Consider the following 15,702-nt stretch of genomic DNA (forward strand, 5'->3'; position numbering starts at 1 on the left):
GATCCGATGAGCTGGGAACTGAGCGCCGAGCACGTGGCCTTCCGGGCGACCTGTCGCTCGTTCGTCGACCGGGAGGTCCGCCCGCTGGTCGCCGAGGCGGAGGCGAGCAGGACCTTCCCCCGCGAGCTGATGAAGCGCTTGGGCGCCGCCGGCCTGCTCGGCCTGACGACGCCGGAGGAGTTCGGCGGTTCGGGCACGGACTCGCTCGCGGTCGCGATCCTGTCCGAGGAACTGGCCCGCGCCAGTGGCGGTCTCGCGGTCACCGCCCTCGTCAGCGCCTACATGGCCGGACCGCACCTGGTCCGCCACGGCACCGCCGCGCAGCAGCAGCGCTGGGTCCGCGCGCTCTGCGACGGGGAGGCGATCGCCGCCATCGCGGTCACCGAACCGCAGGCGGGCTCCGACGTCGCGGGGATGACCTCGACGGCGCGGCGCACGGATCAGGGCTGGGTGCTGAACGGCCGCAAGATGTTCATCACCAACGCCTCGCTGGCGGACGTGATCGTCGTCGGGGCGCGGACCAGCGCCGACCGGCACGGCGGCGTGACGCTGTTCCTGGTCGAGGCCGGCTCACCCGGACTGTCGTTCGGCAACCCGCTGGTAAAGATGGGCTGGCACTCCTCGGACACCCGCGAGGTGATCCTCGACGACGTGCCCGTCGCCGCCGACGCCGTGCTCGGCACCGAGGGCCGCGGCTTCGGTCAGATCATGGAGGGCTTCCAGCTCGAGCGGGTCGCGCTCGCCGGGATGGGGCTCGGCCACGCCGCCGAGTGCCTCGATCTCGCCCGCGCCTACGTCCGCGACCGCGAGGCGTTCGGCGCCCCGCTGATCGGGCTGCAGACCATCCGCCACCGCCTCGCGACGATGGAGATCGAGCTCGACGCCGCGCGTCTGATGACCCATCAGTCCGCGGCGCGGCTGGACGCCGGGCACCCGGACGCGCTCAAGACCGTGGCCCAGGCGAAGTACTTCGCCGCGGTCGCGGCCAACCGGATCGTCGACGACGCCGTTCAGCTCTTCGGCGGCGCGGGCTTCGTCGAGGAGACGCCGGTCGCGATGCACTACCGGGACGCGCGCATCCTGCGGATCGGCGGCGGCACCGACGAGATCCAGCTCGAGATCCTCACCAAGGGGCTCGTGCCTTGAGCTCCCCGGCGGCGGACGTCCTCGCGGCGCAGGAGCACGCGCGGCGCGGGAGCGTCCCGCCCGACGAGCGCGCGGCGCGGTGGCCGGACAAGCTGCCGGTCCGCGAGCGGCTCGCCCTCCTGCTCGACCCGGACAGCTTCGTCGAGGACGGTCTGCTGGCCAGTGCGGGCGACCCGGATCCCGCGAAGGTCCTCCCCGCGGACGGCGTCGTCACCGGCGTCGGCCGGATCGACGGTCGCCGCGTCGCGGTGATCGCCTCGGACTTCACGGTCAAGGCGGGGTCCTGGGGTGCGCTGACGTGCGAGAAGCAGATCCGCATCCTGGAGCGCGCCGACCGTGACCTGTTGCCGGTCGTCTACCTCGTCGACGCGGCGGGCGGGCGGCTGACCGACCAGATGGGCTTCTTCCCCGGCCGCCGCGGGGCGTCGGCGATCTTCCACCAGCAGGTCACGCTGTCGGGACGGGTGCCGCAGATCTGCGTCCTGCTCGGGCCCTCGGCGGCGGGCGGTGCCTACATGCCCGCGTTCTGCGACTGGGTCGGGATGGTCGAGGGCAACGCGTCGATGTACCTCGCCAGCCCCCGCGTCGCGGAAAAGGTGACCGGCGAGATCACCAGCCTGGAGGAGATGGGTGGCGCCGAGATGCACACGTCGGTCTCCGGCTGCGCCGACGAGCGGTTCGGCTCGGACTGGGAGGCGATCGCGGCCGCCCGGTTGCTGCTGTCCTACCTTCCCGACGACTACCGCAGCGCGCCCGCCCGCACGGTCGGCGTCCCGCCCGAGCGCGCGCTGCACGACGGCGTCGTGCCGGCCGACCCGAACACCCCCTACGACGTCCGGGACGTGATCGAGGGCGTCGTCGACGCCGGGTCGTTCTTCGAGATCAAGGCCCGGTGGGCGCAGGAGATGGTCGTCGGTCTTGCCCGCCTCGACGGCCGCGTCGTCGGGCTCGTCGCGAACCAGCCCAGCGTGCGCAGCGGCGCGATCTTCGTCGACTCCGCGGACAAGGCGACGCGCTTCATCTCGATGTGCGACGCCTACAACGTGCCGCTGTTGTTCCTGCACGACGTGCCCGGCTTCATGGTGGGCGCGGCGGTGGAGCGGGCCGGCATCATCCGCCACGGGGCGAAGCTGATCGCGGCGATGTCGAGCGCGGACGTCCCGAAGATCTCCGTCGTCCTGCGCAAGTCCTACGCCGCCGGGAACTACGCGATGTGCGCGCCCGGTTTCGAACCGCGCGCCACCCTCGCGCTGCCGACGGCGACGATCGGCCCGATGTCGCCGGAGGCGTCCACCAACGCGGTGTACGCGAACAAGATCGCCGCGATCGCCGACCCGGACGAACGGGCCGCCTTCGTCGCCGCGCGCGCCGCCGAGCAGGAGCGCGACCTGAACCTGCTCCGTCTGGCCGGCGAGCTCGTCGTCGACGCCGTCGTGCCGCCGGCCGCGCTGCGGGCCGAACTCGTCGCCCGCCTCGCCGACGCCGACGGCTGGACCCGGCGCACCGGCCGAAGACACCACCTGATCAGCCCGGTCTGACGTTCCCAACCTCTCGGGAGGACGACGATGTCCGACAGCGAGACCCTCGACCACCTGCTCTCCTCCCCGCTCGTCCCGCTGCGGGCGGACTGGACGGTCCCGGAGCGCGTCGAGCAATTGACGGAGCTCCGCAACCTCGGCACCGACGAGTACTGGGAGTGGGTCGCGGCGCAGCAGCGATGGCTGGCGCCGTGGAGCACGGTGCGCAGCGGGGAGCTCGGGGACTTCCGCTACTTCTCCGGCGGCCGGATCAACGTCGCGGACAACTGCGTCGACCGTTGGGCCGAGGACCCGGCGACTGCCGACCGTGTCGCGATCGTGTGGGAGGGCGAGCCCGGGGACACGCGCAGCGTGACCTACGGCGAACTTCGTGACGAGGTGTCAGCTCTGGCCGCCGGGCTCGCGCAGCTCGGCGTGCAGGAGGGCGACCTCGTCGGCATCTACATGCCGAACCTCGTCGAGGCGTTCACCGCGATCCACGCCTGCAACCGACTCGGCGCGATCTACACCGTCCTGTTCTCCGGCTTCGGCGAGGAGGCCGTCGCGTCGCGGCTGCAGACCGCCCGCGCGAAGGTCGTGATCGTCGCCGACGCGGTCTACCGGCGCGGCAAGCCGATCCCGCTGCTGCAGACCCTGCGGGCTGCGCGGCCGCGGATTCCGACGCTGCTCGCCACCGTCGTGGTCGACCGCACCGGTGACTCCCGGCCGCTCGAGGACGGCGAGCACGCCTACGCCGAGGTCGTCGCGAACGGGCACGGCGGGCTCGCGCCGGTGCCGCTCGACCCGAACGCGCCCTCGTTCCTGATCTTCACCTCGGGCACGGAGTCGCGGCCGAAGGGCGTGGTGCACTCCGTCGGCGGCTTCCTGCTCGGCACCTGGGCGAACGCGCACTGGCAGGTCGGCTACGAACCCGGGGACGAGTACTGGGTCGCGGCGGACGTCGGGTGGCTGACGTTCCCGATCCAGGCCGTCGTCGGCGGCCTCGCCTGCGGGATGACGATCGCCTGTTACGAGGGTGCGCTCGACACCCCGACGCCGGCGCGGTTCTACGAGATCTGCGAACGGCACCACGTCACGAAGGTGCTCGCGGCGCCCACGTTGTGGCGCATGCTGCGCAAGTTCGGTGACGACCTCGCGGCCGAGCACCCGCTGCACCTGAAGCTGATCACCATGCAGGGCGAGCCCCTCGACGTCGACACCTTCACCTGGACGACGGAGACCTTCGACGCCCCCGTCGTCAACGCGTACGGCCAGACCGAGACCGGGTCGACGTGGGCCTACCCCGTGTACGGCGTCGAGCCGATCAAGGCCGGGTCCCTCGGGACCGCGGTGCCCGGGCACGAGTTCGCGATCCTCGACGACGCCGGCGAGCCCGTGCCGCCGGGGACGAAGGGCAACCTCGTCCTCACCGCACCGTTCCCGACGCTGTGCCGCACGGTCTGGGACGACGCCGGCCGCTACACGTCCGCCTACTTCTCGCGGTTCCCCGGCGCCTACGCGACCAACGACGAGGCCGTGCTCGACCCCGACGGCCACCTGTGGGTGCTGGGCCGGGTCGACGACGTCATCAACGTCGCCGCGCACCGGATCTCGACGATGGAGATCGAGGGGGCGCTCACCGCGCACCCGGCGGTCGTGGAGGCCGCGGTCGTCGGCGTCCCGGACCCGACGAAGGGTACGGTGCCGGTCGCGTTCGTGACGCTCGCGAACGGCGTCGACGCCGACGTGGCGCGCGAGCAACTCGCCACGCACGTGGTCGGGGAGATGGGCGGATACGCGCGGCCGGCGACGATCTTCGTCACCCCGGCCCTGCCCAAGACACGCACCGGCAAGACCATGCGGCGGCTCCTCCGGGACCTCGTCGTGCACGGAAAGCCGACCGGGGACACGTCCGCGATGGAGGATCCGGCAGCCTTGGACGTGGTGGCCGGGGTCGTCCGGGCCGCGCGGGACGGTTCGGCGAGCGGGAACGGAGCCTGATGGCGGGGTTGTACTTCGAGGACCTCAAGGCGGGGATGGTCGTCGAGCACGCGACCAGGCGGACGGTCACCGAGACCGACAACGTCCTGTTCACGACGATGACGATGAACACCGCCCCGCTGCACCTCGACCACGACTACGCGGCCGGGACCGAGTTCGGCCGGCCGCTGGTCAACTCGATGTTCACGCTGGCGCTGGTCGTCGGGCTCTCGGTGGCCGAGCTGACGCAGGGCACGATCGTCGCCCAGCTCGGCCTGAACGAGGTCCAGTTCCCGGCGCCGGTGTTTCACGGCGACACCCTCCGCGTCCAGACCGAGATCGTGGAGGCTCGGCTCTCGGAGTCCCGCCCGGACAACGGCGTCGTCGTCTTCGAGCACCGCGCGTACAACCAGCGCGACGAGCTCGTCTGTGTGTGCCGGCGTACCGGCCTGATGCACCGGAGGCCGGCGTGAAGCGTCTGCGGAATCCCTTGTTCGTGCCGGGCGGACGTCCGGAACTGCTCGCGAAGGTGGCGCGCAGCGTCCCGGACGCGGTCTTCGTCGACCTCGAGGACGCCGTGCCGCCGGGGGAGAAGGACACCGCCCGGGCCCGGGTCGTCGAGGCGCTCGACGCGGGGCGACCGGAGCTCCCGACCCTGGTGCGGATCAACCCCGTCGACGCGCCGTGGCACACCGCCGACGTCGCCGCGTGCGCGTCCCTGATCGCCGCCGGCTCGCTCGACGGCGTGGTCCTGCCCAAGTACTCCGCGGTCGACCAGTTGGCGACGCTGCGCGCCGCGCTGCCGCCCGGGGCGGTCGTGGTGGCCGGGCTGGAGACCGGGCTCGGCGTCGCGGACGCCCGTGACCTGCTCGCGGCCCGGCCCGAGGCCGCCTACTTCGGGGCCGAGGACTACGCCCTCGACATCGGGGCCCGGCGCACCCCCGGCAGCCGTGAGGTGCTCTACGCCCGCAGCCACGTCGTGCTCTGCGCGAAGCTCGCCGGCGTCCTGGTGCTGGACCAGGCCGTGGTCGCGGTGCGGGACGTCAAGGCCTACCGCCGCGACGCCGAGGAGGGACGCGACCTCGGTTACGACGGCAAGATCTGCCTCCACCCGGACCAGGTGGCGATCGCGGCGGAGGTGTTCGCGCCCTCGGAGGCCGAGATCGCCCACGCCCGCGCGGTCATTGCCGCTGCGGCCGACGGCGTGGGCGTCGTGGACGGCGCGATGGTGGACGCGGTCCACGTCCGCATGGCGGAGACGGTGCTCGCACGAGCGGGGGAGGACGCATGAGGGTCGGAGTCACGCTGACGGTGAGTGCGGACTTCACGCACATCCCCGCGCAGGCGAAGCGACTGGAGGAGGCCGGTTTCGACCTGATCGCCTCCGGCGAGCACGTGTTCTTCCACGCTCCCGTCCCCAACGGCCTGATCGCCCTGGCCGCGGCCGGCGGCGCGACCGAGCGGATCCGTCTGCTCTCCGCGCTCACGCTCCTGCCGACGTACCCCGCTGCCCTCGCCGCCAAGCAGGTCGCGACGCTCGACGGCGTCACGAACGGCCGCTTCGAGTTCGGCATCGGCGTCGGCGGTGAGTACCCGTCAGAACTGCGGGCCTGCGGACTGGACCCGAAGGATCGCGGCGCGTACACCGACGAGGCGCTCGAGGTCATTCAGAAGCTGTTCACCGGCGAGCGGGTGGAGCACTCGGGCCGGTTCGTGACGATCGAGGGCGACCGACTGCTGCCGCCGCCCGTCCAGCGGCCGGGCCCGCCGATCTGGGTCGGTGGCCGCAAGCCCGCGGCGATGCGCCGGGCCGGCCGCTTCGCCGACGTCTGGATGCCGTACCTGATGACGCCGGAGCAGGTCGCGTCGAGCCTCGCGTCCGCCCGCGAGCACGCCGAGGCCGCGGGCCGGAAGCCCGCCGACCTCGCCGGGGCGTACTTCGCCTGGTGCAACGTCGGCCGGGACGGCGATCACGCGCGGCGCGCCGGCATCGAGATGCTCTCCCGCGCCTACAACCAGGACATGGGCCCGGTCGCCGACCGGTACCTGGTGCTCGGGTCGCCGGACCAGGTCGTCGAGCGGTTGTCCGCCTACGCGGCCGCGGGCGCGGAGACCGTCATCATCGCGACCGCGTGCCCGCCCGACGACGCCGACGAGGTTCTCGACCTGCTCGCCTCCGACGTGCTCCCGGCCCTGCGCAACGTCTGACGGGCCGTCATGAGCGTCCTCACCGTTCTGGCCGGAGAGCCCGCGGAGCCGCTGCGGTCCGTGCTGGTCGCGAACCGCGGCGAGATCGCGGTCCGGGTCCTGCGCGCCGCGCGGGACGCCGGGATGCGGGCGGTGGCGGTTCACACGGCCGCGGACGCCGGGGCGCTGCACGTGCGGCGGGCCGACGAGGCGCACGAGGTCGAGAGCTACCTCGACATCGCGTCCGTCGTCGCCGCCGCGCAGCGGGCCGGGGTCGACGCGGTCCATCCGGGTTACGGGTTCCTCGCCGAGAACGCGGACTTCGCGGAGGCGGTCCGCGGGGCGGGGCTGGTGTGGATCGGCCCGCCGCCGGCGGTGATCCGGGACCTCGGCGACAAGGTCACGGCCCGGCGGATCGCGCGGGACGCCGGGGTGCCGCTGCTGCCGGGCACCACGGCGCCGGTCGCCGACGCGGCGGCGGTCGAGGCCTTCGCCGCGGAGCACGGACTGCCGCTGGTGATCAAGGCGGCGTTCGGCGGTGGCGGCCGCGGGCTGAAGGTCGTGCGGACGGCGGCGGAGATCCCGGACGCCTTCGCCTCCGCCACCCGGGAGGCCGTTGCCGCGTTCGGGCGCGGGGAGTGCTTCGTCGAGCGCTTCCTGGACTCCGCCCGGCACGTCGAGGCCCAGGTGCTCGCCGACGACGACGGCCGGGTCGTCGTGGTCGGGCTGCGCGACTGCTCCGTCCAGCGGCGCAACCAGAAGCTCGTCGAGGAGGCGCCGGCGCCGGCGTTGCCCGCGGGGGTCGCGGCGCAGATCTCCGCGTCCGCGCGCGCCCTGTGCCGCGCCGCCGGCTACCGGAACGCGGGCACGGTGGAGTACCTCGTCGGCGCGGACGGGACCGTCGCGTTCCTCGAGGTGAACACGCGGCTGCAGGTCGAGCACCCCGTGACCGAGGAGACCACCGGCGTCGACCTCGTCGCCGAGCAGTTCCGGCTCGCCGCGGGCGGGCGCCTGGCGTCCGAGGACGACGTGCCGGCCCGCGGCCACGCCGTCGAGTTCCGCCTGATCGCCGAGGACCCGGCGCGGGGCTACCTGCCGGTGCCGGGGACCGTGACCCGCCTGGCCGTGCCGACCGGGCCCGGCGTCCGCCTCGACGCGGGCGTGGCGGACGGTGACGCCGTCGACCCGTCGTTCGACTCGATGTTCGCGAAGCTGATCGTGAGCGCCCCCGACCGCGCCTCCGTCCTGCGCCGGGCCGCGCGGGTGCTGGCGGAGACTGAGGTCGCCGGCGTCCCGACGCCGCTCGCCGTGTACCGGCGGATCGTGCGGCACCCGGACTTCGCCGGCGCCGACCTGCGCGTCCACAACCGCTGGGTCGAGCAGGACCTCGGCGCCGAGGCCGACGCCGCCCCGGCCGACCCCGCCGTCGTGGGCGTGCGCGTCGGGCGGCGGGTGCTGCCGGTTCGCGTTCCCGGCCTCGCGGTCCTCGGTGACCGGGCCGCGGCGATCCGCTCCGAGGCCGCGGCGCTGCGCACCGCTGGCGCCGCCGTGGCCGACGGCCCCGACGTCCTCGCCCCGATGCAGGGGACGATCGTCGCCGTCGCGGTGAAGGACGGCGACCTCGTCGCGCCCGGCGACCTGATCGCGGTCTGCGAGGCGATGAAGATGGAGAACCCCGTCCGCGCCCACCGCGCCGGCGTCGTCACCGGCCTCACCGTCACCCCCGGCGCCCCCGTCGCCGCCGCCACCGTCCTGTGCACCCTCGCCGCCCCGGCGGAAAAGAAAGGGTGACACCCCTTACTCCGCAGTAAGGGGTGTCACCCTTTCTTCACACACTCTGCACTGGAGATGACATCTCTTGTGCATTGGCTAGATTGCGTGCCGTGCCGACTGCGCCGGGGGACGGGGTCTTCTTCGCAGGACCCGCGGAGTTCGAGGCGTGGCTGAGCGAGCACGCGGACACCGCGGACGAGCTCTGGATCCGGTTCGCGAAGAAGGCGACGGGGATTGCCTCGCTCGACTGGGCGGGGGCGGTCGAGGTCGCGTTGTGCTTCGGGTGGATCGACGGGCAGGTGCGGCGGGTCGACGACTCCTGGCACCTGCAGCGGTTCACGCCGCGCCGGCCGAAGAGCACGTGGGCGAAGCTGAACCGCGTCAAGGTCGAGAAGCTGATCGCCGAGGGCCGGATGCGCCCACGCGGACTGGCGGAGGTCGAGCGGGCGAAGGCCGACGGCCGCTGGGACGCCGCCTACGACCCGCCCTCGACGGCGGCGGTCCCCGCCGACCTCGCCGCCGCGCTGACGGCCGCCCAGGCGCGGGCGACGTTCGACGCGCTCGACAGTCGGAACCGTTTCGCGGTCCTGCACCGGATCCAGCGGACGAAGACTCCCGCCGGCCGGGCGAAGGCGATCGAGCGCCTGGTGAACCTCATCGCCTCCGGGGGGAAGCCCTACCCCTGACGGTGCGTCAGGCCTGCACCGGGTGGGTGAGGAAGTCGCCGACCAACGACCGCAGGTCGACGTCCCCGGCCTGACAGACCGGACGCAGAGCCGTCAGGGTCGCCCAACCCGCGGCGAGGAGAGCGGCGTCGCTCTCGGGCTCGGAGCTGGTGTCGACCTCGGAGAAGCCGGTGACGACGTAGCCCTTCCCCGACTCGAGGATGTTCGTCTGCACCGCACCGAAGCTGGCCAGCGGCGCCTCGCGGACCCCGCGCAGCTCGTCCGGGGCGAGGTCCGGGACGTTGAGGTTCAGGATCGTCCCCCGCGGCGCCGCCGTCAGGCACGGCAGCACCCGTTCGGCGAGCGCGGCCGCAGTCGCGAAGTTGCGGTCGGGCCCGACGCCGAGCGACACCGCCAGCGACGTCACGCCCTGGCCCGCCGCGGTCAGGGCCGCGCCCACCGTGCCGGAGTGCAGGATCGCGTGACCGGTGTTCGGGCCGTTGTTGATCCCGGACAGGACGTAGTCGAACGGGCCGCCGAACGCTCCCCGCACGCCGACGAGCGAGATGTACGCCGGCAGCGCCGCGACCGCGTACGTCGGGCAGCCCTCCAGCCCGGGCAGCTCGCGGGCCTCGAACAGCAGCCGGCCGTCGGTCTCGGTGGACGTGATCGACGCACTGGCCCCGCTGGTGTCCGTCATCGGAGCCGCGACGACGGGCCGCATCCCGGCCTCACGGGCCGCGACGGCGAGCAGCCGCAGGCCTTCGCTCCCGATGCCGTCGTCGTTGGTGATCAGGACCGAGGGACCTGTGTCCTGACGCTCCGTCATGTCGCCGCCTCCGGATTCAGATCGTGCAACTCGAACTGCTCGGCCAGTCGTTCGATCGCGGACCGCTCGCCGCTGGCGAGCCCGTGCCGCGTCACGTTCAGGGCGCCGGCCGCCGCGCCGAGCCGCAGCGCGTCCGCGGGGGCGAGCCCCGCGGCCATCCCGGCGGCGAGGCCGGCCGTCATGGAGTCCCCGGCGCCGCGGTGGTCGACGACGTCGAGCGCCGGCCCGGTCACCGACACCAGCCGTCCGTCGATCAGCGCGAAGGCGGGATCGCCCGCCCGGCTGACGACGACGTTGTCGGCGCCCGTCTTGGTCAGCTCGGTCATCGCGCTCAGCAGCGATGCGGTGTCGCCGGTCGTCGCGAGCCCGTCCCGCTCGAGTTCCTCGTGGCTGACCTTGACCAGGCTCAGCCCACCGGCCAGCGCCTCGGCCAGGACGTCGCCGGACAGATCGGCGACCACCGTGCGCCCCAGGGAGCGCAGGTCACCCGCGAGCCGGCGGTAGATCGCGGCCGGCAGCAGCGGCGGGTCCCACGGGCCGGGCCCGGCGAGGACGGTGACGTCCGCCTGCAGGGCTCCGGTCAGCGCGGTCGTGTAGAAGTCGTCGACGTCGTGCCGCGTCAGCGGCTCGGGCGCCATGGCGGCGACCGGCCGGCGCTCGCCGTCCCGCCGGTCGTGGACGTAGGTCCCGTTCGTCGCCCCCACCGGCACCGCCGCGATCTGGAGACCGGTGTCGGCCATCAACGCCCGCACGACCGCCCCGGACTCGCCCCCGAACGGGCCGCCGAGCGTCACGACGGCCCCGAGCGCGTGCGCCATCCGGGCCGCCCAGAACCCCTGGCCGCCCGGGTGCAGGTGGATCTCGTCGCCGTCCGGCCCGGCCTCGACCGTCACGGTCAGCAACGGGTCGGGTGCGAAGACGAACACGGTGCCGCTCACGCGGGGGCGCTACCCGCGCCCGCCGGAGGCAAGCAGCACGCAACGAGCAGAGCTCAGTCCCGCAGGCGCTGCCGCTCCTCGATCACGTCCGCGCGGAGCTTCTTGAGCCGCTGCTTCTGCTTGCGGGTGAGGCCGGGCTCGTCCAGGGCGTCCTCGAGGCGGTTCAGGATCCGCTTCAGGCTCTGGTCGGCGCTGGCCCCGTCCCGTTCACGGGCGTCCTTGAGCGCGTCCTTGGCCGCCTGGATGGCGGACTCCCGCTCGGAGTCCGTCCGCAGCTCGTTCGAGACCTGGACGGCCGGCTTGGTGTCCTCGCCGGAGAAGGCGCTGACGGCGATCACCGGCGCCGCCACGGCGAGGACGAGGCCGATGGCCACGGCCCCGACGAGCCGCGGCGACATGGAGGCGGTCGCGACCGGGACGACCACCGACCGGAGTGCGGTCGGGTCCAAGGGGGTGCGGGTGGCGATCGAGACGGCCGTGCGCGGGTCGGCGACGCCCGCCGAGGTCAGCAGCGCCTCGATCTTGGCCGCGGGCAGGTTCTCCAGGTGCATCAGGGCGAACGCGGCGCGCGAGGCCGGGACCATGCCGGCCAGGGCGTGCTCGATCTGCCGGGAGACCGCGGGGCCGCCGTCGACGACCCGGACCAGGCTCGCGGGCAGCCAGCCGCCCCCGGGACCGGCGTGCAGGACGTCCCGGATCACCCGGGCCCGGGCGGCGGCGTAGTCGTCCCCGGCGTCGGCCAGCGCCATCCGCGCCAGCCCGTCGGCCAGCCGCGCGCGGCGCCGCCGGGCGATCGTCGGCGGCAGCGCTGTGAACGCGAGGCGACGGAGAGCGAGCAGCTCCGGCCCCTCGGACGGCGCCGCGCCGTCGATCGGGACTTCGCTGGACATGCCTCACCCCGTGTTTGTCGACAACCCCTCCTGGTCATGGAAGCAGGGGAAGGTCAGGGAACCCACAAAGACGGCCAAAAGCTGATTCGCCCTCACCCGTGAAATTTGCACGTTTCCCGTTAGTGTTCGGCACACCCGGTCGGATCACCTGACGGTTCCGGCCTGGCTCCCCGCTCGGTCCCACCCGAAAACCCCCTGTCCCGGAGGTGGTCGCGGCATGAGCGCACGTAACGGCGCGCCCAGAAATCCTGGCCGGAACGAGGAAGCCGTCGAGGTCGGCGTCCCGTTCGACCTGCTGCTGTCCCGGGCCACCGAGGGCTCCTGGCGGAACCTCGTCCCCACCCCGTCCTCGACGCTGAAGCTGGCCGGGGCCCTCGTGCGGCGGCCGCGGACGGTCCTCACGAAGGGCGCGGCCCTGACCGGCGAGCTGGCCAAGGTCGCCGCCGGCCGGTCCGAGCTGGCGCCGCACCCCAAGGACGCCCGCTACGCACACCCCGCGTGGCAGGAGAACCCGGTGCTGCGCCGGGCGCTCCAGGCCCACCTGGCCGTCTCGGCGTCGGCGGAGGAGCTGGTCGCGAACGCCGGGCTCGACGAGAACAGCGGTCACCGCGTGACGCTCACGGTGAGCAACCTCCTGGACGCGACCGCGCCCAGCAACAACCTGGTCCTGAACCCGAAGGCGTTGGCCGCCGCCAAGGAGACCAAGGGCGCGAGCCTGGTGCGCGGGACGCGCAACCTGGTCCGCGACCTGTCCGCCCCGCCCCGCGTCCCGCGCATGGTGGAGCCGGACGCCTTCGAGGTCGGCGTCAACGTCGCCGCCACTCCCGGCGCCGTCGTCGAGCGGACGGCGGTCTACGAGCTGCTGCAGTACGACGCGACGACCCCGACCGTCCGGAAGATCCCCCTGCTGCTGGTGCCGCCGGTGATCAACAAGTACTACGTCGCCGACATGGCGCCCGGGCGCAGCATGGTCGAGTACCTGGTGGGCCAGGGGCACCAGGTGTTCGTGATGTCGTGGCGCAACCCGGACGTCCGGCACTCCGCCTGGAACCTCGACACCTACGGCGACGCGATCGTGAATGCGATCGGTACCGCCCGGAGCATCTGTGGCAGCGAGAGCGTCTCGCTCCTCTCGTTCTGCTCCGGCGGCATCCTGAGCGCGATGGTGCTCGCCCACCTCGCCGACACCCGGCGCCTGGCGAACGTGTCCGCCGCCGCCTGGTCGGTGACGGTCCTCGATCAGTCCCGTGCCGGCGTCGCCGGGGCGCTGCTGACCCCGGCCGCGGCGGAGGCGGCGGCACGCTCGTCGGCCGCCCGCGGTTACCTCGACGGTCGGGTGCTCGCCGAGGTGTTCGCCTGGCTCCGGCCCCGGGACCTGATCTGGAACTACTGGGTCGACAGCTACCTGATGGGCAAATCGCCGCGGCCGTTCGACGTCCTGTTCTGGAACGCGGACACGACCCGCATGGCGGCCTCGCTCCACAAGGACTTCCTCGAGATGGCGCAGCAGAACTCGCTGGTCCACCCGGGGATGGCGACCATGCTCGGATCGCCGGTCGACCTGGGCGCGGTGACCGTCGACACCTACATCACCGGCGGGATCAACGACCACCTGTGCCCGTGGGAGTCCTGCTACGCCAGTACGCAACTTCTGGGCGGGAACAGTCGATTCGTCCTGTCCAGCGCCGGGCACGTCGCCTCGATCGTGAACCCGCCCACCAATCCCAAGGCGAGCTTCCGAATCGCGGACAGCACCCCCTCCGACGCGCATGATTGGTTGAAGGCCGCCGAGACGGTTCAGGGCTCCTGGTGGCCCGACTTCAGTCAGTGGTTGCACGAACACGGAGGTGAGATGGTGGACGCGCCGTCGACACCCGGCTCCGCCGACCACCCCGTGATCGTCGCGGCGCCCGGCACCTACGTGCTGGCCACATGACCGCCACGCATCCGCTCGACGCCGCCGGCCCCGCCCCGCGGGAGCCGCTCCGGAAGGCCCGGACCGAGATCCTCGACGTCGGCCGGCCGCTCGAGGTCAGCCACTGGCCCGGGGCCCCGGGGCGCATGCCCCTGCTGCTGTGCTCCGGGATCGGGACGTCCTCGTCGCTGTTCGACCTGCTGGTCGAGCACCTCGACCCGGAGCGTCCGCTGATCGCGGTCAACCCGCCCGGCCTCGGGACGTCCCCGCCGCCGAAGGCGCCGTACATCATGCACACGATGGCGCGCTGCCTGCGGCTCGCCGTCGACCGCCTCGGGTACGACCGCACCGACGTCCTCGGCATCTCCTGGGGCGGCGCGCTCGCGCAGCAGTTCGCGTTCCAGAACCCGCGCCGGTGCCACCGCGCCGTCCTCGTCGCCACGGCGACGGGCTGGATGTGCGTCCCACCGAACCCGCGCACCCTCGCGCGCATGGCGACGCCCCGCCGGCACCGCAACCCGGCCTACGCGAAGCGCATCGCCGGTGAGCTCTACGGCGGCTCCGCCCGCCAGGACCCGGCCGGCACCGTCGACATGCTCCACAGTGCTCCGAGCGCGACGCCGGTGCGCAGCTACCTGTACCAGCTCGGCGCCGGCACCGGCTGGGCGAGCCTGCCCGCCCTGCGTATGGTGCGCCAGCCCACGCTCGTGCTGGCCGGCGACGACGACCCGATCATCCCGACGGCGAACGCCCGTCTGATGTCCGCGGCCCTGCCGCACGGCCGGCTGCACATCTACCGGGGCGGCCACCTCGCGCTGCTGACCGAGGCCGCCGAACTCGCACCGGTGATCGAGAACTTCCTCGACGAGCGCTGAGACGCTCGATCCCGATAACAACCTCACCACCCGTCACCTGATGGGTCGTCAGGGCCGTGCGTTTCTCACGCGGACATACCGGACGATGTCGACGCGTTCCGCGCAACACGCTCGAACCGGACGGCCAGCTTTCCTCGACAAGATCGTGAAGCGGTCTTTGTAAGACCCTGTCGTGAAGCCCGCGTTTCGCGGGTCGACACGCCGCCTCCCGGCGCGGAGGGCGAAGTGAGACGCGCGCCGCGCGCTTCTGGTTCCCGTCGTTCACCAGTTCCCGATCTTGGGGAACGCTCAATTGGTGACGCAGCGTCACCGATTCCGTGGGAATTCCCTGCGAGCACGTTCGGCCCGGCCGCATGCTTTCGACTCGTGGCCGGCTGCCGAGCGAACTGATCCCACGTCAGAACGAGCCACTCACCCATCACTCGTCCCTCTGGGGGGAACCTGACATGCGCATCACCAAGAAGAAGATCACCGCCGTCGCCGCTTCCGCCGCGGTCGTCGCCCTCGGCGCCGGGGCCGCGTTCGGTTACTGGAGCAGCAGCGGGACCGCCACCGGCAGCACCCAGCTCTCCACGATGGCCGGCCTCGGCCCCGCCACGTTCACCATCGAGAACGGCCTCTACCCGGGCGGCTCGGTCGAGGTCGTCGGTGTCTCGGTCGCGAACACCAACGGCTTCGACGTGGAGGTCACGAGCTTCGGTACGCCGGTGTTCTCGTCCGACGACGCGGCCTGCCAGGCCGCGATGGACGGTGGATCGGGGCCGTGGTTCACCCTCAGCCCGCTGCCGACCGGGATGCTGCCCTTCCTGGTCCAGGCGAACGACACGATCACGATCTCGGGTCCGACCGGGACGTTCCTCACGATGGTCAACTCCGCCGACGACCAGAACGCCTGCCAGGGCAAGAACATCATCGTCAGCGTCGAGCTGACGGCCCGGACGGCCTGATTCGCACCGGTGGGGCGGGGCGCGCGCTCCGCCCCACCGG

General features: G+C 72.9%; 14 protein-coding genes. 11 read left to right on the forward strand and 3 right to left on the reverse strand.

Going from position 1 to position 15,702, the window contains the following annotated elements; translation table 11 throughout:
• Positions 1–6 precede the first annotated feature (6 nt).
• From ABD401_RS04950 to ABD401_RS04985, 8 genes are all read left to right on the forward strand, one after another.
• Positions 7–1,146: an acyl-CoA dehydrogenase family protein gene (locus ABD401_RS04950; protein ID WP_344602219.1), complete on the forward strand. Its 1,140-nt coding sequence runs from the start codon at positions 7–9 to the stop codon at positions 1,144–1,146.
• Complete coding sequence (locus ABD401_RS04955) at positions 1,143–2,684, forward strand: acyl-CoA carboxylase subunit beta (RefSeq protein WP_344602221.1); 1,542 nt, start codon at positions 1,143–1,145, stop codon at positions 2,682–2,684. The genes ABD401_RS04950 and ABD401_RS04955 overlap by 4 nt, the downstream gene beginning before the upstream one ends.
• A 27-nt stretch (positions 2,685–2,711) precedes the next feature.
• Entirely contained in the window at positions 2,712–4,664 is a 1,953-nt protein-coding gene (locus tag ABD401_RS04960) for an AMP-binding protein (RefSeq protein WP_344602223.1), read from the forward strand.
• The gene (locus ABD401_RS04965; protein ID WP_344602225.1) at positions 4,664–5,116 is read left to right on the forward strand and encodes a MaoC family dehydratase; all 453 of its coding nucleotides are present in this window, start codon (positions 4,664–4,666) and stop codon (positions 5,114–5,116) included. Before ABD401_RS04960 ends, ABD401_RS04965 begins: the two co-directional genes overlap by 1 nt.
• Entirely contained in the window at positions 5,113–5,934 is an 822-nt protein-coding gene (locus tag ABD401_RS04970) for an HpcH/HpaI aldolase/citrate lyase family protein (protein ID WP_344602227.1), read from the forward strand. The genes ABD401_RS04965 and ABD401_RS04970 overlap by 4 nt, the downstream gene beginning before the upstream one ends.
• Positions 5,931–6,851, forward strand: coding sequence for an LLM class flavin-dependent oxidoreductase (locus ABD401_RS04975; protein WP_344602229.1), 921 nt, complete (start codon positions 5,931–5,933; stop codon positions 6,849–6,851). The genes ABD401_RS04970 and ABD401_RS04975 overlap by 4 nt, the downstream gene beginning before the upstream one ends.
• Before the next feature lie 51 nt (positions 6,852–6,902).
• Positions 6,903–8,621, forward strand: a complete 1,719-nt coding sequence (locus ABD401_RS04980; protein WP_344602319.1) for an acetyl/propionyl/methylcrotonyl-CoA carboxylase subunit alpha — start codon at positions 6,903–6,905, stop codon at positions 8,619–8,621.
• A gap of 92 nt (positions 8,622–8,713) precedes the next feature.
• Positions 8,714–9,289 (forward strand): YdeI/OmpD-associated family protein, encoded by a 576-nt coding sequence (locus ABD401_RS04985; protein WP_344602231.1) that lies wholly within the window; start codon positions 8,714–8,716, stop codon positions 9,287–9,289.
• 7 nt (positions 9,290–9,296) lie between these two features.
• Here ABD401_RS04985 and surE read toward each other — a convergent pair whose 3' ends face one another.
• From surE to ABD401_RS05000, 3 genes are read right to left on the reverse strand one after another with little or no spacing between them, the layout of a single operon-like run.
• Positions 9,297–10,097 carry a 5'/3'-nucleotidase SurE gene (gene surE, locus ABD401_RS04990; RefSeq protein WP_344602233.1) on the reverse strand — a complete coding sequence of 267 codons (801 nt, stop codon included), beginning with the start codon at positions 10,095–10,097 and terminating at the stop codon, positions 9,297–9,299.
• Positions 10,094–11,035 (reverse strand): PfkB family carbohydrate kinase, encoded by a 942-nt coding sequence (locus tag ABD401_RS04995; RefSeq protein WP_344602235.1) that lies wholly within the window; start codon positions 11,033–11,035, stop codon positions 10,094–10,096. The genes surE and ABD401_RS04995 overlap by 4 nt, the downstream gene beginning before the upstream one ends.
• Positions 11,036–11,088: 53 nt before the next feature.
• The gene (locus ABD401_RS05000) at positions 11,089–11,925 is read right to left on the reverse strand and encodes a hypothetical protein (RefSeq protein WP_344602237.1); all 837 of its coding nucleotides are present in this window, start codon (positions 11,923–11,925) and stop codon (positions 11,089–11,091) included.
• A 217-nt stretch (positions 11,926–12,142) separates the two neighbouring features.
• Here ABD401_RS05000 and ABD401_RS05005 point away from each other — a divergent pair, with 217 nt between their 5' ends.
• The 3 genes from ABD401_RS05005 (at position 12,143) to ABD401_RS05015 (ending at position 15,662) form a co-directional block, all read left to right on the forward strand.
• The gene (locus ABD401_RS05005; RefSeq protein ID WP_344602239.1) at positions 12,143–13,861 is read left to right on the forward strand and encodes a PHA/PHB synthase family protein; all 1,719 of its coding nucleotides are present in this window, start codon (positions 12,143–12,145) and stop codon (positions 13,859–13,861) included.
• The gene (locus tag ABD401_RS05010) at positions 13,858–14,715 is read left to right on the forward strand and encodes an alpha/beta fold hydrolase (protein ID WP_344602241.1); all 858 of its coding nucleotides are present in this window, start codon (positions 13,858–13,860) and stop codon (positions 14,713–14,715) included. Before ABD401_RS05005 ends, ABD401_RS05010 begins: the two co-directional genes overlap by 4 nt.
• A gap of 446 nt (positions 14,716–15,161) precedes the next feature.
• Complete coding sequence (locus tag ABD401_RS05015; RefSeq protein WP_344602243.1) at positions 15,162–15,662, forward strand: hypothetical protein; 501 nt, start codon at positions 15,162–15,164, stop codon at positions 15,660–15,662.
• Positions 15,663–15,702 lie beyond the last annotated feature (40 nt).

Origin of the sequence: Sporichthya brevicatena (assembly GCF_039525035.1) — a bacterium.
GTDB lineage: Bacteria > Actinomycetota > Actinomycetes > Sporichthyales > Sporichthyaceae > Sporichthya > Sporichthya brevicatena.

What these genes read in the sequence shown, in the direction of transcription:
- ABD401_RS04950 (WP_344602219.1), top strand. Translation starts at nt 7, where the DNA reads ATGAGCTGGGAACTGAGCGCCGAGCACGTGGCCTTCCGGGCGACCTGT.
- ABD401_RS04960 (WP_344602223.1), top strand. Translation starts at nt 2,712, where the DNA reads ATGTCCGACAGCGAGACCCTCGACCACCTGCTCTCCTCCCCGCTCGTC.
- ABD401_RS04965 (WP_344602225.1), top strand. Translation starts at nt 4,664, where the DNA reads ATGGCGGGGTTGTACTTCGAGGACCTCAAGGCGGGGATGGTCGTCGAG.
- ABD401_RS04975 (WP_344602229.1), top strand. Translation starts at nt 5,931, where the DNA reads ATGAGGGTCGGAGTCACGCTGACGGTGAGTGCGGACTTCACGCACATC.
- surE (WP_344602233.1), bottom strand. Translation starts at nt 10,097, where the DNA reads ATGACGGAGCGTCAGGACACAGGTCCCTCGGTCCTGATCACCAACGAC.
- ABD401_RS05000 (WP_344602237.1), bottom strand. Translation starts at nt 11,925, where the DNA reads ATGTCCAGCGAAGTCCCGATCGACGGCGCGGCGCCGTCCGAGGGGCCG.
- ABD401_RS05005 (WP_344602239.1), top strand. Translation starts at nt 12,143, where the DNA reads ATGAGCGCACGTAACGGCGCGCCCAGAAATCCTGGCCGGAACGAGGAA.
- ABD401_RS05010 (WP_344602241.1), top strand. Translation starts at nt 13,858, where the DNA reads ATGACCGCCACGCATCCGCTCGACGCCGCCGGCCCCGCCCCGCGGGAG.
- ABD401_RS05015 (WP_344602243.1), top strand. Translation starts at nt 15,162, where the DNA reads ATGCGCATCACCAAGAAGAAGATCACCGCCGTCGCCGCTTCCGCCGCG.